This window comes from Cupriavidus alkaliphilus (assembly GCF_900094595.1).
Taxonomy (GTDB): Bacteria; Pseudomonadota; Gammaproteobacteria; order Burkholderiales; family Burkholderiaceae; genus Cupriavidus; species Cupriavidus alkaliphilus.
In genome coordinates this window covers 682,280-701,137 of record NZ_FMAD01000001.1, presented here as the reverse complement: position 1 = coordinate 701,137, position 18,858 = coordinate 682,280, and the positions used below count along the sequence as shown (strand labels likewise).

Genomic DNA, 18,858 nt, shown 5'->3' with positions numbered 1-18,858 from the left:
GTCAGGTCACGTTGAGAGTGATGCTTGCTGGCGTGCACGACGCCGCCTGGTTGAATGCGAGCGCTACGTCGGGCGCGCCGGCGCCGGCCGGGCCGCTCAGCGTCAGGCCGGTCAGCTTGAAAGCCGTGCCGCCGCCCACGCTGTTTGCCGCGGTGATGGCATCCGCCCATTCCACGCTGCCAGACTGCCCACCACCGATAGCGACGCCATTGACGTAGTCGACGATGGCCTGCTTGATCGCGTCGCCAGTCTGCGTGCTGTACCCGGCCAGCGCTTTCACGTTGACGGTCGCGGTGATGGCGGCGTTGGAGGGGCGGAAGAACCGGATCGTGATGGGCCGGCCGTAGACGTCCAGCACCACCACCGACGTCGTGCCGTACGTGCCTGACCCGGGCGTCTTCTTGGCCGCGATGGCGTTGGCAATGGCCGTTGCATCGCCCCCTTCCACCACCAGCGAGATCGAGTGCTTTGGGATTCCGTTGGCATCCGTGGCGTCCGTGTCGTTCTCGTAGGGAGCCCACCTCGTCACGCCAGGCAGGCTAGCGACGGCGCCGACGATGCCGTCCAACACCGTCAGGGACGGCAGCGCGGTGGAAACGGTCTGGCGCTGGCGCAGCGCGGCGTCGGATTCCACCGGCGCGCCCTCGGCGGCGGCGGCCGGGTTCGTCACCGTCTGCCAGCCCTGCGTCGGGGTCCCGATCTGTGTGATGCTGCCGGCGGCGGCCGACACCGCACCGATGGTCTGGCAGGTGGCAGTCACGGTAATCTCGCCGGCCGGCGGGATCGTCACCGAAGCCGGCAGCGCCCACTTCACGCCGTTGCTGTCTTTGGCGATGCCGTTGGTGATCGTCGTACCGGCCTGGCCGACGAGCAGCAGGTCCACCGTCGAATATGAAGACGCATGCCGCGCGATGCCGTTGATCTTGACGTTGCTCGACAGCGCATCGTTCTGTGCGGTGGCTGGGCTAAATGACCGGTAGATGGCGACCGCCACCGCGTTGGCGTCGTTGATCGACGAAGCGAACACCGCCAGCAGCTGCCCATCCTTGCTGTCCGCTTCCAGGTACGTGTCCTGCCCGTAAATCGATCGGTATTTCGCCTTGAGATATTCCAGCACGTCGGCATAGGTAGGCGCCGTGATGCCGTTGGCATCGATGGTCGGTGCGGTCGTGGTGATGGCCATCAGAATGTCGCCTGAATGGTGGTGGGGCCGTAGATGGTGTTGATCGTCGCTGTCACGCTCAGCGCCCGCGTCTCGCTGTTCAGCGTGCTGCTGTAGGAAGCCAGCGACAGGACGCCCTGCGTGCCCAGGATGCGCTGCCGGATGACCGCGTCATAAGTCCCGCTGGTGTACTTGCCCAGCACCTGTTCCCAGGGTGTGCCTTCGGTGATATCGAGGAACCATTCACCGCGCGCTAAGCGCAGCCGGGTGACCACCGCCTGGCCGACGGCCTCTGGCACGTCCTTGTAGAAGTCAGCCGATCCCCCACCGAAGACATAGTCGCCATCGGCGTCTTCCTTTCGGTATTGCATGTCATCCGCCCTTTACTGTGCTGGTCAAATGGCTACTGCCCATCGTCTGGTTGGGCACGCTCGTTGGCGAACCAGCGCCGGCGGACGTGTGTGTATGCCCGTTGAACAGGGCCTGGAACGCCGACGTCACAAAGGACAGCAGCGACTGGCCAGCGGCGCCCAGGCTGATGCTGGGCGCTGTCACACTTGCCGACGCCGTCGAAGTGACGTTCACCGGCGCCGTCGTCTGGATGTTGATCGCATGGGTCGCCGCGTTGACCTCGACGAAGGCCTCCCCGTCGTCCGTCCGCAGCTGCGCCGCGGTGGTGCTCACGCCGGCCAGGGCACGAGGCTTCGACCGAAAGCCCAGCAGCACGAACCCGTCCGAGAGATCGTGCATCCGTAGCTCGGCCTGCTCCTGCACGCCGCCGGACTGCCACCACCCGTCGATGCAGCGGCTGGCAAAGACCACCAGGCACTCATCGCCTGGAGCAACCGGGAAGGTCAGACTACAATTCCCGCCAGATGGGAATTGCACCGGACAATCCACCAGCAGCGGCAGCGCGACGCTTTCGACGGTGCCATTGAGCCGGCGCACCGGGATCTTGATCGTCGGCTGCACCTCGCAGGTCATGGCGCCGTCGTCGAACGACTGGATGACCCCCGGCAGCGCGGTCCAGATGCCCGCGCGCAGCCCGTCGAACGCCTCCCGAAGCGCTACCTCGGGATCGTCAACTCGCTCTCGTCTATCCATGGTGATCGCTATGAAAATGCTTGCCGCAACAGTCCTGTTAGGCGCTGCCAGTTATGCGATGGGCGCCGACTCCCTCACCGAGAGGAACCGGGCATGGGCTGCCGAACAAGCGGTGAAGCCTCAATGGAAGGTGCAGCAGGAAGCGGAAGACGCCCAAATCAGAATGAAGTCCTTCGATCCGGCCACTGTCGGACGGGTAGCTTTCCTCTTCAGCAAAGCCGTCGAGGAAACCATCTCCCGCGGTTCGATGGTCACTGTTCTCTATCGCGACACGCCGTGCAGGCTGCCAATCGTCAATGCCAAGGACATGCGCGCGGCCGAGACTCTGCACGGGCGCGCCCTGGTGCCGGCATGCTGGGGCACGCTGGTCAGCCCGACGAAGGACCGAATCGTGGTCGTTTCCACCTACGGCGACGCGCGCCAGGACTCTCTCACCGCCTACGTCGAGGCCAAGATCCAGCGGGACGGATCGGCGCAGTACGTCAAGCCGGCCATGTCACAAGAAGAGTTCATGAAGAACGTGCGGTCCTATCACGACTCTCTGCGCTAGCCGTACTTCTTGATCACGAAGTCCGGCGGCACCGCGGCCTTGGTCTTGAAGGAATCAGGCAACACCGTGACGTCCGCCGCCAGGCAGATCGCATCCGTGTAGAAGTCGTTCCCCCGGGTATCGCCGTAGTGCTCGGCGATCATCACGTAGTAGTAGCCGTCGTCCTGCAGCTTCGCCTGCTGCTCGATCCGTTCGTTCTGTGCCTGCTGCCCGACATTCAGGCTGTATTCGTACTGCTGCACGCTGGCGTTATTGATCTCGATGAGCCGGCCGATCTTGACGCTGGGGTTCAGCAGCATCTTGATCGTGATGCCGTTCTGGGTCTGCTCGGGCAGGCCGATCATCCCTGTTTCCGATGTGATCACCGGGATCTCGCCGGGCATGTAGGACGTCTCGGGCACCATGATCGCCTTGCCGTCCTGGATGCTCCAGACCGTCTGGCACGTGCGGGCCGTCCAGCGCATGAAGTCCCGGGCCATGCCGAACATCACCTTGCCGCGCGGCAGTGGGTTCGTCGGCAGTTCCGGCAGGTAGCCCTGCGTCACGCCGTACGGGTTCATTGCCGTGCAGGCGGCCGCCACGTGGTCGGCCGGCGTCGAGCCAGCCGCGAGGGTGGTGTTCACCACCGCAAAGTTGTAGGCGGAATCGCCGTCCGCCGCGGTGATGTCCAGGTAGGTATCCGTTTGGCTCTCGCGCCCTCGGCGCACCTGCTTGATCGTCCCGTCAAACAGAATCCCATAGTTGCCGGCGTAGCCGCCTTGGAACACCACACGCGTGAACTCTTTCTGGACGCGCCGCGCGGTCTCTGGCGCCAGATTGAACACCCGGAAGCGCCCCGAGTTTGGCGTCTGCAGATCGCCTCGCTTGATGGAAAACACGACGCGCAGTTCGGACAGGTCAAGGGCATCACCGCTGTCCTGGCCGATGATCAGCGAGACCTTGCGGCCAAATTGCGGTGTACTCATGCGTCCGTCACCCAGTAGAGATGCGAGCCGATGCCCAAGTCCTCGTAAGTTGGCACGTCGTCGGGATCCGCCGCGCCCTGGACCCAGAGCCGGCCGGCGAAGCCGAGGTGCTTGTACTGCGCCAGTAGGTCGGTGCCGGTCACCAGTGGGATGCCGGACACCAGCGACGCGTTGGTGGCGTCAGCGATGTCCAGCACCCAGCCTGCGCCGCCGGCCTTCCGGTATTGGACCGTCAGGCGATAGTCCACGCCGCCCAGCGTGATCGTGAAGCGCTGCGGCAGCGGCGACAGCGGGATCTCGAAGAAGTTGGGCATCACATGCTCGTCGGTGGTACGGACCCGCCTGGCGCTGGCGTGGCCGGCGTAGCTGCCTTGACGCCGGTGTTCTGCGTCTCGGCAGTGGCTGCTGGGTCGGCCTGGTTCTCCCGCGGCGGCAGCGTCGTCACCTGCGTTTCAACGATGCGCAGCTGCTTCAGTGTGGCCGTCACCGACAGCGCGGCGCCGGTCTTCTGGTCCTTCAGTACGGCTAAGCCCTTGAAGAGCATGCTGTCGTACATCCGCAGCGACGTCACCACGTCGAAGGGCTCTCGCAGCTCCTGCAGTGCCAGCAGCTGGGAATAGACCGTGCTGATGTAGTCGGCGGACGGCAGCCCACCGCCCGAGAAGATGGACTGGGCCAAGCCGGCCAGCGCGGCGAGATCCGAATTGCTCCACCCGCACTTGAGCACGACCTCCGGCTGGCGCTTGAAGGCGTGGTCATTGATCTCGGCGCCCTTCTCCACCGGGTGCTCGGTGATCTGCAGTTCGTCCTGGTGGGCTTCCTCGATCAGCACCGGGATGGTGATGCTGCCGATGCTCTTTGGCACCAAGGTGATCATGTCCAGAATCACGAAACCGCTCCTTGGAGGTTGCGCACCAGGTCACCGTTCAGGCGCCCCTGCTCCCCGGCGGTGGCCCGACTGGCCGCGACAGGATCCGACACCCCATGGATATGGATATTGGTTTCCTGCTTCAGGTCGACGGCGGTAGAGCCGCGCCGTGCCGCTTCCATATCAGCCCGGGCCGGCCGCTCGTAGTGCCGCGAGACGATCTCGCCCGCCTGCTGGGCGTTCTGCGCCGCGCGCAGCAGCTGGCCGGCGCGCCGCTCGGCGCCCTGCGTCAGCTCGTAGTTCACGAACTGCAGCTGCTCCATCAGCGACGATTCCCTGATGTCCTTGCCGGCCCAGCGCGCGAAGTTGGCCTGTCGGTCCGGATGCCACTGGGCCACACCGTACGCCTGGCCGCTGTCGCCCACGGCACGCGGATTGAGATCACTCTCATGGCGCAGGTTGGCCACGATGCCGGCGGCCTGGTCGTGCGTCCAGCCCATGCGCTGAAAGAAGCCAACGGCATCGAGGGCTGCCCGCCGTCCGCCGGCCGGCTGCTGCCCGGCGCCGGCCTGGCCGGGCGCCGGCGCTCCGCCGGGCGACTGCCCAGCCGCGGCGCGACGGCGTTCTAGCTCTGCTTCCTCGCCGTCATTCAGGCTGCCGCTGTGCAGTAGCAGCGCCGCGGCACCGCCGGCCTTGGCCAGCCACGGCAGAAACCTGGACAACCAGCCCGCCGCCGCGCCGGCGCCGGCAGCCCCAGCCGCCCCGCCAGCGCCCGCGGCGCCCCCGGCCGCCGCAGCGGCCGCGTTCGCAGCGCCCAGCGCACGCACCGCTGCGACCATCTTCCAGATGCCCGCGATGATCTGGAACCCGCCCAGCACCTTGAACACGCCCACCAGCAGCAGCAGCTGGGTGGACCACCCGTCGGTGGCCTTGTCCAGCTCGATGAACTTGTCCACGACCCACTGGAGCGGCGGGCCCATGGCCGCGGCCGCCGCGAGGATTGCGCTGGCGATGCTCGCCACCCGGTCGGCGATGGCCGGCGAGTTGTCATCGAACCACCGCTTGAACCGCTCGAGCTGCGGGCCGATCTTGCGCAGCAGCGCGCCTTGCACCCGTATGGCGAAATTCTCGAACGTCGTGCCCAGGTCGCGCAGGGCGATCATGAGCGCGTGCGAGTCCTCCGCCGCCTTGTCCAGCCCGTTGTTGCGGGCCATGACGCGGTACTGCGCCATGAACCTGGCGAAGTCGCCATTGCGCATGGCCAGCAGCAGGTTCTCGTCGATGCCGAGGACGTTGCCATACTGGCTCGCCAGCCAGGTCGGGCGCTGGGCCAGCTCCTTGCCCAGGTCGGCCAGGATGTCGACGGTGTCGCGCAGCTCGCCGTTGGCGTTGCGCGTCTGCACCCCGATGGTGGCGAGGTAGCCCTCGCCCGCCGGGTTGTTCCGCAGGAAGCGGGCCAGATTCTCGACGGTGCCGAACGCCGCTTCCGACGAGACGCCCAGGTTGCGCGCGGCGTACTCGAGTGCCTTGAGGCTGGTTGCGGCGGCGCCGGTGCGCTGGCTGACGAAGTACAGACCTTCCAGCTTCGAGGCAAAGGCGGAAACGCCGGCGCCGATCGACAGCGCCGCGCCCTGGATGGTGCTCACCAGCCGCACCACGCCTTTCGTGGCCTGATCCACGCCGGTCGTGAAGTTCTTCAGGCCTTTCTCGTCGACCTTGAAGCCGAGCGCGACCAGGAACTCGCGGATGACGGTGCTATCGGCCATTCTTCTCTTCCAGCATGCGGCGGGCCGCCGCGAGGTTGTCACCGCGCACGGTGATGGCGTCGTTCATCAGGGCGATGTCTTCCAGCCCCAGCGAGCCGTCCAGCAGCGATTCGTACTTGCACCAGCCCTCGGCCACCGGCGCCAGCAGCCAGTCCTCGCCGCCGGGAAGGTGCCTTAGCCAGCCCGCGCTGCCGCGGCCGCCGGGCTGCTCGCTTGGCTGGTAAGCAGCCCGTTGATAAAAGGGCCGAGATTCGCCGTGATGACCTGCACCACCAGCGGCAGTGTCACGGCCAGATCCATGTCCTCGAACATGGTCTGCGAGCCGCTCCATACGCGCGCCCAGCCGGTCTGCTGCTGGCGCTGCACGACCGACAGGCAGGTACCGAACACGTATTCGGCGTCCTCGTCCTTCAGCGCGGCCAGGCCATCGGCCAGCGGCTGCAGAGCGGCGGCCAGGCCTTCCAGATCGTCGGTCAGCGGCTTGCCACTGGCGCGCACGCGCAGGAACACCGGGATCAGCGTCGGCACGATCGGTGCGATGCGCCGCGACACGTGGAATTGCTGCATCGCGTTCAAGCGCCCCAGCGAGTAGCGGTTGCCCGCCAGATCGATTTCGTGAGCCATGGTCAGTAGGTCCCCAGCATTTCCTCGATGCGGCCGGCGTCGAACACCCACTCGACCGTGCCGCCCTCGGTGGCGTAGGTCAGGTCCGGCACCTTCTTGAAGGCGCACTGGATGCCCGTCGCGATGTCGCCGGCCACCGACTGGCTGACCGTAATGACGTTCTTGCCCCACAGCCGACTGTCGAGTTTCTGAGCGTTGTAGAGCGCCATCAGGCGCGAGTTGACGGGCGCGGTCTTCAGGTACCGCAGCGTGATCTGGCCCGAGCCGTCGGCGCGCAGGCTGTGCATCACCTTGCCGTCCGAGCCGACGGTCATGGTGTTCTTGTCGTTGGCCGCGGCAATGGTGATGCCTTCCTCAGCCGTGGCTTCGCCGTAGCCCAGCGAGAATGCGCCGCCGGGGCCGACCAGCGAGGCCTGCACATCGATGAACGAATACGTTCCGGACATGGTTTCCCCCTATCAGCGGTTGACGTTGACCAGGATGTCAACAGAATGGATGGCGCCGGCTTCCTTGGCCGCGACCTGGAACGACACCGACTTGCGGGCCTCGCGGTCCGCCTGCGACTGCAGCGCGATGGGCGGCGCGTAGACGTAGTAGCCCTTGGCCAGCGTGTCGCCCTGCTTCAGCGCACCGAAGCCGCCCGAGTTCCAGACGCCTGGCGCCAGGTAGCCGTTGTTCACCGCGGCATCACATGCCGCTTCGATGGTGGCAGCGATCAGCGCGTTGCCGGCGTCCGTCTGCGGGATCTTCGTCGGGCTCTGGTACAGCAGGTTGTACACGTCGGTCTGGACCCGGTTCTGGAACCAGATCGAGTTGTAGACCGAGTCGATGAAGATGCCACTGGGCGTCACGCCGTACTGGATGATCGCCGTGTCGTTGTTGTAGGCGACGAACACGTTGCAGCGCTTGGCCTGCAGGGTGTCCGCCTGGCTGCTGGTCAGGCTCTCCGGCACGATGCCGGGCTCCTGCTTGTACATCAGCGTGATGGTGCTGTTGTTGGCGTTGAAGTCGGTCGTCAGCAGCCGGCCGAACATCGACGCCGCAGCGTACGGGCTGGAGCTCGAGTACTGCACGAACGAGTACTTCAGCCCCAGCGCCTTCAGCGTGGACGCCAGGTCGGCGGTGCTGGTCGAATCCAGCGCCTGCGGCTCCTGCGAGGTCGCGCCGTAGATGTGGCGCTGGTCCGCCTCGACCAGGTTGGCCACCGCGGTGTGCTGCGCGTTCGTCAGCGACGTGTCGGCGAACATCAGGCCCAGGAACCTATTGGCGAAGCGGTTCAGGAAGATGGCCACCGCGGCCTCGGGCGTCTCGGCAACAATGCCGTCGACGGGCGCCGAGGCCAGGCCGCTGGTCAGTCCCAGCATCGCCGAGATGTCGGTGCCCGAACCGGTGGGCGTCGCGTAGCTCACCTTCGATGCGACGCCAGTGGTCGGCGACGTGATCACGAACTGCGTGCCGTTCCAGACGCAGGTCGCGCCGGTCAGCGCGGTCGTGATAATGCTGGCGACGTTGTTCAGATTGGTGGCAGTCGAGAAATTGAGCGCCGACAGCGTCTTGACGGTGGCGTCGATGGTGACCTTGAACGAGCCAGCGGTGACTGCCTGCCACGCCGCGATGTCCTTCTGCGCGGCCGTCAGCGCAGCGCCACGCAGCGAACCAGAGGTGGCCGTCTTGGCCCAGCGGCCCAGATAGAGCTGCGACGGCTGGGGCGTCTGCTGGAAGTACAGCAGCGCGGCCAGGTATTCCGGCGCGGTGGTGCCGAAATCGGCTGCGACAGCGTCGATGGTGCCGTACGAGCGCATCCGCTCGCTGGTGTCGATTACCGCCGAGGCGCCCAGGATCAGCGCCGTGTTGAGATTCGCACCCTGCGCCGCCAGCGGCGACATGTTGATGGTGACGTCGATCAGCCGCGAAACCGGCAATCCGTTGGGCATGGTCATCCTCTACTGGTCGATGTTGTTGGTGCTCGCCATCGGCGGTACCGAGTCGGTTTCCGTGCTCACCTGAGCTGACAGAAGGTTGAGGACCGGGTAGGTCCGGGTGATCTTGCGGCGCAGCAGCACGGTCAGGTCGTAGCGCCGCACCCACTGCTGGTTGACGAAGTCCGGCGCCGCGCGGATCTCGCCGACCGAGACGAAGGCCATGTCGTTCAGGCGCAACTGCTCGCGGTTCTGCGGGATTGACAGCCCGTCGGCCAGGCGCTGGGCGTAGCCCTTGGCGGCCGGCCCGTAGAAGGTGCACAGCAGCCTGATGTCCTGGTGCCGCTGGTATTCGTCGTGCCCCTCGCCGGCGGGGTCGTGCTGGATCGCCGGGCCGGCGTCGTTCTCCTGCTCGGGAATGCCCAAGGCGCACCAGTTCACGGAGGGTTCCGGCTGCTTGGGCACGGTCGGCTGCCAGCGCGGCCGCACCAAGTTGCCGGGCAGGCCCGTCACGCCCGCCACCAGCTCCTGCAGCAGGTTGTCGAGCGCATCGTCTTCTGGCGGTACCGGTGCCGTCGGCGCCAGGTAGCCGCCGGTTGCACTGGTATTGGCCATGTGGATTACCCAGAAAGCGGTTTCAGGTCACAGGTGGCGCAGACGAAGCCGCGACCAAAGTGGCTGTAGTCGTTGACGTTGACCACGGTGTAGGTCCGTCCCTGCCAGACGATCTCGTCCGCGTCCTGGCCGGTGCTGCCGTCCGAGAGCCGGAACGGCGTGTGAACGGTGATGGAGCCGATGATCCGGCTGCCGTCAGCGTTGCGGTGCAGGATGTCGCCCTTGTCACTGGTCACCACCGCGGCGAACGGTGTGGCGGTGACCGTGTTCGTCGCGCGGCCGTGGCTGTCCACCGCCTGCGTCATCCGGTTGCACACCAGACCGGTGTCCATGAAATCCGGGTCCAGCAGGACGTCGGTGACGTCGAGTAGCGCCATGGCCTACTTCCTTTTTCGGATCACGTAGGTGATCGCGTTGCGCAGCTGGCCGGTGTCGATCAGCGGCACCGTGCCGGTGCGGCCGCGCCGCCGGCGGTTGGCAAGCGTGGAATCCTTCAGCGCCGGGTCGATGCCGCTGTTGATCCGCGCGCGCACCGAGTTCTGCGCGGTCAGGCCCGCGGCGCCCATGCGGCGCTCAGCGCCGGCCAGGTCGCCGTCCAGTGCAGACTCGACGGCCTTCTGCAGCTGCGGCGACACCTTTCCCTCTGCCGTGGCGACGCCGGGCACCAGGAACGGTCGCGGGGGAAGGTTGTTGACCGGAGAACCGGTCTCCTGGATGTAGCCGATGGCGGCATTGCCGATCGGCTCGTCGTCCTTGCGCTCGGGCGCGCTGTCGGGAATGCCGACCAGCACTTCCCTCTGCACCAGGCCGTTGATCGACTGCAGGACTTCCTTCAGTCGGTCCACTTTCATGACGCCCATGGGGATCTCCCGATGGGCGGCTGCGCTACAGCTGGATGCCGCCGGCGCCCATCATCTTGGCGAGGGTGAGGTACCGCACGCCGTAGGTGGTCAGGTTCCAGAATCCGCCGTCGTCGATGGTCGCCGCGCCGGTGTCGTAGCTGGCGCTGACCTTGTCGACGGCCTTGGAAGACAGCGGGCCGGTCATCTGGCCCGGGATGCCGCCAACGCTTGCGGCCTGCTGGTCGCGGGCGGCCAGCACCAGGTGGTGGGCCGTGCAAAGCTCGATGCCCTGATCGGTCAGAACGCCCCAGCGGCACTCGTTGACGAGCGATGCCGACACCGTCAGCCAGAACTGCACCGTGGCGTCGGGATACTTCGTCGTGTCGGCGAACTCGGGAAAGTCCTGTCGGAACTGGCTGGGTGTCATAGGCGGATGGGTGATGCCCCTTGCGAGGCATCATACCCCTCATTTCGACTGCTTCGCCGCTTTGGCCGCGTCGGCTGCTGCCTTGTCGGCGGCCTGCTCGCGTTCCGCCACTGCGGCCTCGCGCTTGGCCAGCTCGGCGTCGCGCTCGGCGATGGCCTCCTGACGCTGGGCCAACTGGTCCTGCAGCTGCCGCAGCTGCTCGGCCCGTCCCTCCAGCAACTGGGCGGCCGATTCGAGCGCGGCGCGTTGCTCGGCCATGTCGCCCTGCTCAGCTTCGCTACCAGCCGCCGGTTCGTCGCCGGTGTGCGCCTTCACGAACCAGTGCGCGGCAATCGCAGCCGGCACGTCGTGGTTGCCCACAGCGAACTCGTGCTTCTCGCCTTCGTGCTGGAGCGTGAAGCCCTTCTTGACGTAGATCTTCGGCATGTCGCTCTCCCCTTCAGATGCCGTCGCGGTAGCCGATGAGCTCGGGATACACCACCTCGACCACGCCCAGGCGGCCAAAGTAGGTGGTGAGCTGGCGGATATCGCGGTACTCGAGCGGCGTGCGCTGCAGCGGCACCATCGGGAAGCGGACTTTGTCCTGTTCCTTGGTGTACGCCATCATGCGGTCAGCGTTCGCCGTGCCGCGCTGGAACAGCCACTTCAGCGGCTGGATGTTCAGCGGCCGGCCGTTGATCGAGTTCGAGATCGTGTTCTGCTTCACGTACTCGAGCACGCTGATGTTGCCGGCGTCGCTGACCTTGCGGCTGACCAGGATGCCGAACTTGGCCGGCGGCAGGCGCAGCTCCGCCGGACAGTAGGCGTAGGCCGAGGCAGTCCAGACGCTCGTCAGCAGCTCGTTGATGTCCGCGACGATCTGGTCAGCCGTTGCGGTATTCCAGTTGCCAGTGACGGCGTTAGACAGGTTGGTCACCGCGGCGTTGTTCACCAGGCCGGTCACGCCCAGCACGGTGTCGCCGATGTAGACCTGCTCGTCGACGTCCATGTTGTGCTTCAGCTGCATGCCGGCGAACTTCTGCTGGTCCACCGGGCGGCCCAGCTTCTGGGCGCTTTCCAGCTCGGGGATGGTCCAGCCGATCTGCATGCCCCACAGGGTCAGCGGGTTCGCCGTCTTGCCGATGTCCAGAGCGATGCCGGCGATGGCCGAGGCGTCCTTTCCGATCCACGACTTGCCGTTCGGCGAGGCGCCGCCGGCGGCCGCGAAGCTGGAGTTGGTGAACGACGAGGTTTCGTCGGCGATCGAGACGTCCTCGCGCAGGTCGATGTCGCGCGACCAGGTGACCGAGGCCAGCGGGCCGTGCAGCGTCTGGTCCAGGCGCTCGAGCTCGCCGATCAGGAAGGCGCCGGCGCTGTCGATCGTGCGGCTGTCGAACGTCAGCATGTTGTCGCGCGTGCGGGCGCGGATGACCGCAGGGGCGTTGACCATGGCGATCGCGGCCGCCGCTGCCATGCGCGGAACGATGATTTTGCTCATTCTGGGTGACCCCTTAGATGTTGTAGGCGATTTCGACGTTGCCGTTGGCGTCGCCGGCGTTCATGAACGTGGCGCCGGTCACCGCAATGGTGTTGGCGCCGTCAGCGGCCGCCTCGATCCCGCCGATCGGCTTGCCGGCGGCGGGCGTGGCCACGCGGACATACACGGGGCCGCCGATGGCGGGCGTGCCGGCGTTGTTCTTGACGGTCATGTAGCCGCGGCGCAGGACGTCCGCGATGCCGGTGGTGGGCGGCGTGGCCGTACACAGCGGTTCCGAGCCGGCGCCGCCGGTGGTCGGGTACGGGCGCACCAGCAGGCCGTAGACCGCCGCCGCGGTGTCGCCGCCGGCGATCGGCACAAACTTGCCGGCGGCGATCTTGCCGAACAGGCCATAGCCCGGGAACGGCAGGGCCGAGTTCAGGATCTGCGCCTCGACGGTCGCCTGCGACTGGCGCGAGATGTCGCCCGGGATGCCCGAGGCCATGCGATACAGGATTGCGTTGCCCATGTTCGGGACTCCTTAGTTGGCGGACCGGTCGGCCCAGTACTTGCGGTTGGCGGCGTTGATGTCGGCCACGGTGCGGGCCTTGCCGAAGTCGCGCGTCGGCGCGGCGCTGCGGCTGTTGCCGGCATTGTTCTGGGCCTTCACCAGCTCGCTGGCGCCCATGAACGCCGCATGCACCAGCGCGGCCGGCAGCTTCTCGAAGTCAGCCGTCAGGCCGCCCAGGAACGGGCCGATGGCCTTCTTTCCGGCGTCGGTTTGGTAGGCCAGGTCCAGGGCCTTGCGCTGGCACTTGCACAGCGCGGCAGCGCGGTCGGCCGTCGCCATCTTGGCGTCCAGGGTGGGCAGCTTGATGCCGGGCGCCAGGATCTCGGCGCGCGACGGGATGCTGGCCGCGGCGTCGCCGGTGTACAGGTCGACCTCGGACTGGTTCAGCTTGCCGGCGGTCTCGGCTTCGGTCAGGTCGCCGTCGTCCCCGGTCTTCTTCTTTTCCGGGTCTTCCTCGTCCTCGTCGTCGGTCTTTTCCTTCCCCGAGTCCTTGGCGCGGCGCTGGCCCAGCGCGGCGATGGCGGCATCCTGGGCGTCCATGCGCTTCAGGATCTTCTTGAGCAGGACGGATTGAGCGTCGCCGGTCTTCGCCGGTGGATCGTCATCCTCGTCCTCGTCGTCCGGCGCTTCGTCGCCGGTCTTCTTCTCTTCTTCCATCTCGGACTCTGCGTCCTTCATCAGGGCGCGGAGTTTGTCGAGGAAAGTGGGCTTCTTCTTTGCCATTTGGGGTTCCTTATCGCCAATCGCGCAGCGCGGGCCGCACCGGCCGCGCTCGACGAGGGCTACGTGGTTGACAACGATGTTCCGCTGTACCCCGCGGCCGGGTGATACCTGTTCGTAGTCGGCCTCATAGCCGAGGCTGACCTCTTCGATGCTGTCCTTCTGGATGGCGTCGATTGCGGCCTGGTCTGTCACCAGCAGATCGGCGATCAGCAGGTCATCGGCAATGCCAGTTCCGCGCCGAAGATTGAGCATCGCCCCCTTGCCGAGCGCCGAGAAATTGGCGGGCGTAACGAAATCCTCGGGGTGGTCGAGGGTCACGGGCTTGCCAACGCAACTGGCCAGGGTCGCATCGCGGAACACCTCTTCCGGTGTCCGGCTGATGCGGATCAGCCCATCCGGGCCGGGCTCAACGGGCACTTCGCCCGGGCCGTATAGCATCTCGCCGGTGCGCGCGACGGGCACTTCCTCGCACAGCAGGAAGCCCTCGGGCGTCAGCGAGCGCTTCGGGCCCAGCTTCTGCACGGTGTAGAAGCGCATCTCAGTCCTCGGGAATCACAGGTTCGGGGTAGCACCGGCAGTTGGGAAACTGCCCGGCGTGCCCGGTCATGCCGTCCAGCGTCGGCGGGTCGTCCCACGCCACGAACTGGCCGTTCATCTTGCGGTGCGAGTCGCGAACGTCCGTGTCGCCAGACGTTCGCCAGAAGTAGCCCGGCGAGCCGACATGCAGCGCGCGGGCCTCGGTCAGCGTCGACGCGGTGCGCGCCACCTCCGTCCGGGCGATCAGGTCGGCGCGGCTCTTCGCCACGTCGCCGGACGCCTGGATGGCCTTCGAGATCTCCGACGCGCGGGTGCTGTCTTCCAGCCCCTCGATCGTCAGGCGGTGCACGCGCTCTGCAGCATCCAGCGGGAGCGACTTGATCAGCCCGACCTGCTCGGCCATCAGCGCGCGCATGGTGGCGCCGGTGGGCGCCGTCCGGATCTCCAGCCGCAGCGCGCGGGACATCTCCTTGGCCTGTTCCATCCACGCCGCCTCGTCGCGTCGGTTGACGTCGGAAAGCATGCGCGCCGCTGTCGCCTCAGCCCAGGGTGTCAGGGCCTCGGCGTACCGGCGCAACAGCTGCTCAATCGTCGGCGCCGCGGCGGGATCGCCAGGCGGAAAGCCATTGACCAACGCGCCCACCTGCTGCGCGACCTGTCGGAGCTGCGTCCTGTACTGCCTTTCCGGCCCGGCGAGCTTGACCGGGTTCTTCCGGCCCTTCTTGCGGTCGGTTGTCAGGGTCAAGGCTCAACTCCGGTTCGGGCGGCGGCGCGTTCTCCGCTTCCGTGATCTGCTCGTCGGTGATGCTGGTGAAGATGCCGGTCGCGTGGCTGGACGCTCGCAGTTCCTTCATGCCGGTGGCCGTGTCGATAAGGCCGGCATCCAGCGCCGTCGTGACTGCTTCGGTCACCGTCTTGGCGTTGTTGGCCTTCTCGGTGTCGGATAGCTGCCAGAGCGACGTGAACTGGTAGGCGAAGCCTTCCGGTGGCGCCTTGCCCAGTTCGGACCGAACCAGCACTTCGAACAGCCGCGTCAGCGGCGCGCGCAGCCGGCGTTCCTGCTGCTGCTTGATGTTGTCGTAGTACGTCCGCAGGTCGGACTCGCCGCTGCTGTTCAGACCGGCCGGCGACTGCCCGAACAGGCGCACCAGCGGGATCTGCAGCGCCCCGGACAGCTGCTGGCCGAACTGCATCAGCACGTTGTCCAGGCCGGAGAACTGGTAGGTGTCGACCTGCATATCGTCTGCGGCGTCGATCAAGGTCAGGCCTTCATTCGACTGGTACCGGCGAATGAAATCGACGTTCTTCACCAGCGCTTCCAGCGCCGGCCCGCCCATGGCAATCACCTCGCGCAGCTTCTCCACCTTGTACGTGCGCAGGTGTGCCTTGTAGACGAGCTGCGCCGCGCCGACGGTGGTGCTGTCGAACGCCACCAGGCGGTCGATCAGCCGCTCGATCACCGACTGCCCCCACAGGTTCTCGCTGATCTTTTGCCAATACGGCAGCTCGACGCCGTCGATCCGCAGCACCCGGCTGTAGTGAATGCGCTGGCGCCGCAGGGCAATGCTGTCGTCGACCACGTCGTAGAACCGCGGCATGCCCATGTCCGGGCCCATCTCCGTGACCAGGTCATTCAGGGACGGCTGCACCAGCCAGCGGTCCAGCACGAACAGCCCCTTGAACTGGTCTCGGGTGACCGTATCCGGCCGCAGCGGCGTCGCAGAGTCCTGCCCGTCGATCAACATCACCGCGAGGGCGCCGCCGTACAGCCGGCCCCACTTGATCGTGTCGTTGATCCGGTCCCACAGCGCCATGCGCTCGAAGCCGGCCGTCAGCTTGTCCCGGTCGGCCGGATCCATGTCGGCGTCAAGATCCACGCCCGCGCGGGTCATGTCCTCGGCCACCACGTCGACCGCCTGGCCCACCACCCAGCTGGACCGGTACATCGCCTCCAGCTGCACGCGGTTGCGGCTGATGAAGTCGAAGCCGTAGCTGTACTGGCTGGCCTGGTTGTTCGTACCCAGGCCGACGCGCGCCTCGAAGTTCTGGAAGCTGTCGCCGCTCATCCAGCGCTTGGCGTTCGCGGACGCGGCCACGTTGGCCTTGTGCGCCCGTTGTAGCGCTTTGCGTTGGTTACGGTTCATTGCTGTCCGAGTTTGGTCCAGATGTCCAGCGACCGGCCGCCGGCCAGCATGTCATTGATCGCGTCGACCATCGGGTCGATCTGATCGTCGTGCGCGTGCGTGTCGTCAGGGGTGAAGGCGTCGCATTCCTGCGTGAAATCGCTGACCCACTCGGCCGCCTCGGGAATCATCACCAGACCGGCATCGATATAGCTGACCACGTCCATGACGCGCACCAGCTTGTCGCGGTGCCGCTCGATTCCCTCGACGGGGATGGTCCCCGACGCCTGGATGTCTTGGATCAGGCCTGTGCCGCTGGCCTTGTCCTCGACGCGCATCTTCACCAGCGCCGCGCCGAAGTGAAAGTCATACGGCAGATGCTTGTTCCAGAAGTCGATGGCCTTCTGCCGCAGCTCGGGCGCCGGCCACTTCCCCCGGATCTGGTCCAGCAGGTAGATGCGGCCGTTCTTCCCGTGCCCCCAGCACTGCAGCACGCTGTAGTCGTTGCGCTCGGCAGTCTTCTGCGCCGTGTCGGCGTAGATGACGCGCTTGTGCAGCTCGGGCACCACCGTGTACCGACCGAAGTTGGCACTGCGGATGATCCCGCCACCCAGCGGACTGGGGCGCTGCATATACTGCCCGCTGAACACGTACCGGTCAGCTTTCTCGCTGGCCAGCAGGTCGTCGAGCGGTTCCTTGTAAGGCCAGTAGCTGTACCGGCCTTCCTCGTCCTGCTCGCCGTGTTCGACCAGGTCGCACACGCGCTCGGGCAGCGCTTCGACGTATTCGTCGGTGATCAGCGCCGGGATCTCGATGAATTCCCAGTCGCCCGGCACCTTGCCGGCCTTGATGAAGCCCGTCGGGTCTTCCTCGGCCAGCCGCTGCATGATCACGATGATCGGCGTGTCCGGGTTGGCCTTCCGGCTTTTCACCGTGGACAGCAGCTTGCGGTTCGCCTTGTCGCGGTTCGGCTTGCTGTACGCGTCCTCGACCTTCAGCGGGTCGTCGATGATGATGGCGCCCTGCCAGCCATCGGTCATGTGGCCCGCGCGGAAGCCAGTGATCTGTCCGCCCAGGGACACCGCGTACACGCCGCCAGCCTTCTTGCCGTCGGCGATGACGTTCCACCGCTTCTTCGACTTCGCGTCCGGCGCGATGGTCAGCGGCCACAGCGCCTGGAACTCGTCCGACTGGACGATCTCGCGCGCCGTCTCGCTGTTCAGCAGGGCCAAGTCATCCGAGTACGAGATGTGCAGGAACCGCGCGCGCGGGTTCACCGCCAAGCCCCGCGCGATCAGGTTGATCGCTACTAGCTCGGTCTTCGACGAGCCCGGCGGCACGTTGATGACAACGTTCTTGAGCTCGCCATCGATGACACGCTGCACCGTGTCCGCGATCAGCACGTGGTGCCAGTTGACGCGGAACTTGATGCCCTGGCGGTGCTTGAAGAAGTACCGGCTGAAGAACAGGTGGTCGCGCTCGCACTTCGCCTTCAGGACGGCCCGCTCGATGGCAGGGTCAATACTCGTCCTCGAGCTTGGCGACGGCGGCTGCGACCTGTTTTTCATCGACGACGGTGGTTCGTTGCTCGACCGGGCCGCCGTCCTTGCCTGTCAGCTCAATCCCTTGGGCCGGCTCTTTCCAACCCGCCCGCACCTTCATCCAGAAGATGGCGGCTGGCACAGCGCCCTTGCCGGTGCCGGTGGCTTGCTTGAACAGGGCCTGCGCCACCAGGGCGTTTGTCTTGTCCCTCGCGTTGTCCAGCTCGGCGCGGAAATGCGCCCGCAGCGTCTTGGCCGTCAGCGGCTTGCCGGTCTGCGGGTTGATCACCTGGCTGGCGATGTACTCATGCGGCGCGCCGAAGCCCGCGAGCGACGTGACCACGCGGCGGTCTTCGTCGGTCGGCTGGAATGGTTTGCGTCCTGCCATACAACGTCACTCCGTTGAACCCCATGCAGGTTGGGTTCAGAAACCGCGTGCCAATGCCGTCAATCATCGGTCACCTGAGTTGCGATCCAACATGAAACTAATTAAGACCCTTGTTCGCAGCATCATGCAATGGGCCGAAGATGCGCCACATGATCCGAAGCCACCGGTCCCTGCCGATACTGCTCATGCGAAACGCAGGGATGAGCAAATCACCCTGTGGTACTTCGAAGCTAACCAGCACTCGACCTGGATACTGGAATCGGTCAAGCATATTGCGATTCTCGCAGTCGCCTCACTTGCAGCCGTTGGGGTATTTGCAAGCGTTGGCTACATGAAGCACGCACCGATACAACTGCTAGGAGCACTCGGGGTCTTGGTCGGTTGCTTGATTGCTTGCGCCGGGACGTTCCTGTCGTCAGCCGAAGCAAGCCGCAGAAGGGCCGATTTGCTCGCGGCAGCGATCAACGGTCGCAGCACTACGGAGTTGGCACTGCCGTCATCCGATCTCAGTCGCTACACGCACTGGTGGGGTCGGATTGCGATCTGGAGCGTCGTCCTCGGCTTCGGCCTGCTTGTTTCGGCTGTCTCAGGGGGCTACACATCCATATCGAAAGAGGCAAAGGAGCCGATGGGATGCGTCATCAAGATGGACCCGCCACAATTGCATAGGTAGGGCG

The 18,858-nt window shown here is 66.0% G+C and carries 25 protein-coding genes; 2 read left to right on the top strand and 23 right to left on the bottom strand.

Features of this window, described 5'->3' with window-relative positions:
• Position 1: 1 nt before the first annotated feature.
• The 3 genes from GA0116996_RS03295 to GA0116996_RS03285 are packed head-to-tail and all read right to left on the bottom strand — an operon-like array spanning position 2 to position 2,266.
• Positions 2-1,183, bottom strand: a complete 1,182-nt coding sequence (locus GA0116996_RS03295) for a baseplate J/gp47 family protein (protein WP_092307241.1) — start codon at positions 1,181-1,183, stop codon at positions 2-4.
• Complete coding sequence (locus GA0116996_RS03290; RefSeq protein WP_092307239.1) at positions 1,183-1,533, bottom strand: contractile injection system sheath initiator; 351 nt, start codon at positions 1,531-1,533, stop codon at positions 1,183-1,185. The genes GA0116996_RS03295 and GA0116996_RS03290 overlap by 1 nt, the downstream gene beginning before the upstream one ends.
• 1 nt (position 1,534) lies before the next feature.
• A complete protein-coding gene (locus tag GA0116996_RS03285) occupies positions 1,535-2,266 on the bottom strand; it encodes a Gp138 family membrane-puncturing spike protein (RefSeq protein ID WP_092307237.1) in 732 nt (243 codons plus the stop codon).
• A gap of 10 nt (positions 2,267-2,276) precedes the next feature.
• Here GA0116996_RS03285 and GA0116996_RS03280 point away from each other — a divergent pair, with 10 nt between their 5' ends.
• The gene (locus GA0116996_RS03280; RefSeq protein ID WP_141693710.1) at positions 2,277-2,816 is read left to right on the top strand and encodes a hypothetical protein; all 540 of its coding nucleotides are present in this window, start codon (positions 2,277-2,279) and stop codon (positions 2,814-2,816) included.
• On the opposite strand, the gene GA0116996_RS03275 is transcribed toward GA0116996_RS03280, so the two are convergent.
• The 20 genes from GA0116996_RS03275 to GA0116996_RS03185 are packed head-to-tail and all read right to left on the bottom strand — an operon-like array spanning position 2,813 to position 18,181.
• Positions 2,813-3,781: a phage protein gene (locus GA0116996_RS03275; protein ID WP_092307233.1), complete on the bottom strand. Its 969-nt coding sequence runs from the start codon at positions 3,779-3,781 to the stop codon at positions 2,813-2,815. The two genes, GA0116996_RS03280 and GA0116996_RS03275, sit on opposite strands and share 4 nt — an antisense overlap.
• Entirely contained in the window at positions 3,778-4,095 is a 318-nt protein-coding gene (locus GA0116996_RS03270; protein ID WP_092307231.1) for a phage baseplate plug family protein, read from the bottom strand. The genes GA0116996_RS03275 and GA0116996_RS03270 overlap by 4 nt, the downstream gene beginning before the upstream one ends.
• Positions 4,095-4,670, bottom strand: a complete 576-nt coding sequence (locus GA0116996_RS03265) for a phage baseplate protein (RefSeq protein ID WP_244159751.1) — start codon at positions 4,668-4,670, stop codon at positions 4,095-4,097. The genes GA0116996_RS03270 and GA0116996_RS03265 overlap by 1 nt, the downstream gene beginning before the upstream one ends.
• Positions 4,667-6,415, bottom strand: coding sequence for a phage tail tip lysozyme (locus GA0116996_RS03260; RefSeq protein WP_092307229.1), 1,749 nt, complete (start codon positions 6,413-6,415; stop codon positions 4,667-4,669). The genes GA0116996_RS03265 and GA0116996_RS03260 overlap by 4 nt, the downstream gene beginning before the upstream one ends.
• The gene (locus GA0116996_RS28200) at positions 6,405-6,551 is read right to left on the bottom strand and encodes a DUF6889 family protein (protein WP_167355470.1); all 147 of its coding nucleotides are present in this window, start codon (positions 6,549-6,551) and stop codon (positions 6,405-6,407) included. Before GA0116996_RS28200 ends, GA0116996_RS03260 begins: the two co-directional genes overlap by 11 nt.
• Before the next feature lie 38 nt (positions 6,552-6,589).
• Positions 6,590-7,039: a phage tail assembly chaperone gene (locus tag GA0116996_RS03255; RefSeq protein WP_092307227.1), complete on the bottom strand. Its 450-nt coding sequence runs from the start codon at positions 7,037-7,039 to the stop codon at positions 6,590-6,592.
• A 2-nt stretch (positions 7,040-7,041) separates the two neighbouring features.
• Positions 7,042-7,485, bottom strand: coding sequence for a phage structural protein (locus tag GA0116996_RS03250; protein ID WP_092307225.1), 444 nt, complete (start codon positions 7,483-7,485; stop codon positions 7,042-7,044).
• A gap of 12 nt (positions 7,486-7,497) precedes the next feature.
• On the bottom strand, positions 7,498-8,973 hold the full coding sequence (locus GA0116996_RS03245; RefSeq protein WP_092307365.1) for a DUF3383 domain-containing protein: 1,476 nt from the start codon (positions 8,971-8,973) through the stop codon (positions 7,498-7,500).
• Positions 8,974-8,982: 9 nt separating this feature from the next.
• On the bottom strand, positions 8,983-9,573 hold the full coding sequence (locus GA0116996_RS03240) for a phage neck terminator protein (RefSeq protein WP_092307223.1): 591 nt from the start codon (positions 9,571-9,573) through the stop codon (positions 8,983-8,985).
• Positions 9,574-9,578: 5 nt separating this feature from the next.
• Positions 9,579-9,950: a hypothetical protein gene (locus GA0116996_RS03235; RefSeq protein WP_092307221.1), complete on the bottom strand. Its 372-nt coding sequence runs from the start codon at positions 9,948-9,950 to the stop codon at positions 9,579-9,581.
• A gap of 3 nt (positions 9,951-9,953) precedes the next feature.
• Positions 9,954-10,433 (bottom strand): phage virion morphogenesis protein, encoded by a 480-nt coding sequence (locus GA0116996_RS03230; RefSeq protein WP_092307219.1) that lies wholly within the window; start codon positions 10,431-10,433, stop codon positions 9,954-9,956.
• Positions 10,434-10,458: 25 nt separating this feature from the next.
• A complete protein-coding gene (locus tag GA0116996_RS03225) occupies positions 10,459-10,842 on the bottom strand; it encodes a DUF4054 domain-containing protein (protein ID WP_092307217.1) in 384 nt (127 codons plus the stop codon).
• 39 nt (positions 10,843-10,881) lie between these two features.
• Entirely contained in the window at positions 10,882-11,268 is a 387-nt protein-coding gene (locus GA0116996_RS03220; RefSeq protein ID WP_092307215.1) for an STY1053 family phage-associated protein, read from the bottom strand.
• A gap of 13 nt (positions 11,269-11,281) precedes the next feature.
• The gene (locus GA0116996_RS03215) at positions 11,282-12,319 is read right to left on the bottom strand and encodes a DUF2184 domain-containing protein (protein ID WP_092307213.1); all 1,038 of its coding nucleotides are present in this window, start codon (positions 12,317-12,319) and stop codon (positions 11,282-11,284) included.
• 13 nt (positions 12,320-12,332) lie between these two features.
• Complete coding sequence (locus tag GA0116996_RS03210) at positions 12,333-12,827, bottom strand: structural cement protein Gp24 (protein WP_092307211.1); 495 nt, start codon at positions 12,825-12,827, stop codon at positions 12,333-12,335.
• 12 nt (positions 12,828-12,839) lie between these two features.
• The gene (locus tag GA0116996_RS03205; protein ID WP_092307209.1) at positions 12,840-14,129 is read right to left on the bottom strand and encodes a DUF2213 domain-containing protein; all 1,290 of its coding nucleotides are present in this window, start codon (positions 14,127-14,129) and stop codon (positions 12,840-12,842) included.
• Position 14,130: 1 nt separating this feature from the next.
• Positions 14,131-14,763 carry a phage head morphogenesis protein gene (locus GA0116996_RS03200; protein WP_244159750.1) on the bottom strand — a complete coding sequence of 211 codons (633 nt, stop codon included), beginning with the start codon at positions 14,761-14,763 and terminating at the stop codon, positions 14,131-14,133.
• On the bottom strand, positions 14,714-16,273 hold the full coding sequence (locus GA0116996_RS03195; protein WP_092307205.1) for a DUF1073 domain-containing protein: 1,560 nt from the start codon (positions 16,271-16,273) through the stop codon (positions 14,714-14,716). The genes GA0116996_RS03200 and GA0116996_RS03195 overlap by 50 nt, the downstream gene beginning before the upstream one ends.
• Positions 16,270-17,820: a phage terminase large subunit gene (gene terL, locus GA0116996_RS03190; protein WP_092307203.1), complete on the bottom strand. Its 1,551-nt coding sequence runs from the start codon at positions 17,818-17,820 to the stop codon at positions 16,270-16,272. The genes GA0116996_RS03195 and terL overlap by 4 nt, the downstream gene beginning before the upstream one ends.
• Entirely contained in the window at positions 17,771-18,181 is a 411-nt protein-coding gene (locus GA0116996_RS03185) for a hypothetical protein (RefSeq protein ID WP_092307201.1), read from the bottom strand. Before GA0116996_RS03185 ends, terL begins: the two co-directional genes overlap by 50 nt.
• Before the next feature lie 91 nt (positions 18,182-18,272).
• On the opposite strand from GA0116996_RS03185, the gene GA0116996_RS27915 reads away from it, so the two are divergent.
• Positions 18,273-18,854: a hypothetical protein gene (locus tag GA0116996_RS27915; RefSeq protein ID WP_141693709.1), complete on the top strand. Its 582-nt coding sequence runs from the start codon at positions 18,273-18,275 to the stop codon at positions 18,852-18,854.
• Positions 18,855-18,858 lie beyond the last annotated feature (4 nt).

Bases quoted from the DNA above. Each gene is read 5' to 3' on its own strand.
- GA0116996_RS03205 (WP_092307209.1), bottom strand. From the start codon at position 14,129: ATGCGCTTCTACACCGTGCAGAAGCTGGGCCCGAAGCGCTCGCTGACG.
- GA0116996_RS03185 (WP_092307201.1), bottom strand. From the start codon at position 18,181: ATGGCAGGACGCAAACCATTCCAGCCGACCGACGAAGACCGCCGCGTG.
- terL (WP_092307203.1), bottom strand. From the start codon at position 17,820: ATGAAAAACAGGTCGCAGCCGCCGTCGCCAAGCTCGAGGACGAGTATT.
- GA0116996_RS03225 (WP_092307217.1), bottom strand. From the start codon at position 10,842: ATGACACCCAGCCAGTTCCGACAGGACTTTCCCGAGTTCGCCGACACG.
- GA0116996_RS03220 (WP_092307215.1), bottom strand. From the start codon at position 11,268: ATGCCGAAGATCTACGTCAAGAAGGGCTTCACGCTCCAGCACGAAGGC.
- GA0116996_RS03235 (WP_092307221.1), bottom strand. From the start codon at position 9,950: ATGGCGCTACTCGACGTCACCGACGTCCTGCTGGACCCGGATTTCATG.
- GA0116996_RS03245 (WP_092307365.1), bottom strand. From the start codon at position 8,973: ATGCCCAACGGATTGCCGGTTTCGCGGCTGATCGACGTCACCATCAAC.
- GA0116996_RS03295 (WP_092307241.1), bottom strand. From the start codon at position 1,183: ATGGCCATCACCACGACCGCACCGACCATCGATGCCAACGGCATCACG.
- GA0116996_RS03270 (WP_092307231.1), bottom strand. From the start codon at position 4,095: ATGCCCAACTTCTTCGAGATCCCGCTGTCGCCGCTGCCGCAGCGCTTC.
- GA0116996_RS03240 (WP_092307223.1), bottom strand. From the start codon at position 9,573: ATGGCCAATACCAGTGCAACCGGCGGCTACCTGGCGCCGACGGCACCG.
- GA0116996_RS03250 (WP_092307225.1), bottom strand. From the start codon at position 7,485: ATGTCCGGAACGTATTCGTTCATCGATGTGCAGGCCTCGCTGGTCGGC.
- GA0116996_RS03195 (WP_092307205.1), bottom strand. From the start codon at position 16,273: ATGAACCGTAACCAACGCAAAGCGCTACAACGGGCGCACAAGGCCAAC.
- GA0116996_RS03215 (WP_092307213.1), bottom strand. From the start codon at position 12,319: ATGAGCAAAATCATCGTTCCGCGCATGGCAGCGGCGGCCGCGATCGCC.
- GA0116996_RS03260 (WP_092307229.1), bottom strand. From the start codon at position 6,415: ATGGCCGATAGCACCGTCATCCGCGAGTTCCTGGTCGCGCTCGGCTTC.
- GA0116996_RS03290 (WP_092307239.1), bottom strand. From the start codon at position 1,533: ATGCAATACCGAAAGGAAGACGCCGATGGCGACTATGTCTTCGGTGGG.
- GA0116996_RS03285 (WP_092307237.1), bottom strand. From the start codon at position 2,266: ATGGATAGACGAGAGCGAGTTGACGATCCCGAGGTAGCGCTTCGGGAG.
- GA0116996_RS03230 (WP_092307219.1), bottom strand. From the start codon at position 10,433: ATGGGCGTCATGAAAGTGGACCGACTGAAGGAAGTCCTGCAGTCGATC.
- GA0116996_RS03210 (WP_092307211.1), bottom strand. From the start codon at position 12,827: ATGGGCAACGCAATCCTGTATCGCATGGCCTCGGGCATCCCGGGCGAC.
- GA0116996_RS27915 (WP_141693709.1), top strand. From the start codon at position 18,273: ATGAAACTAATTAAGACCCTTGTTCGCAGCATCATGCAATGGGCCGAA.
- GA0116996_RS03280 (WP_141693710.1), top strand. From the start codon at position 2,277: ATGAAAATGCTTGCCGCAACAGTCCTGTTAGGCGCTGCCAGTTATGCG.
- GA0116996_RS03275 (WP_092307233.1), bottom strand. From the start codon at position 3,781: ATGAGTACACCGCAATTTGGCCGCAAGGTCTCGCTGATCATCGGCCAG.
- GA0116996_RS03255 (WP_092307227.1), bottom strand. From the start codon at position 7,039: ATGGCTCACGAAATCGATCTGGCGGGCAACCGCTACTCGCTGGGGCGC.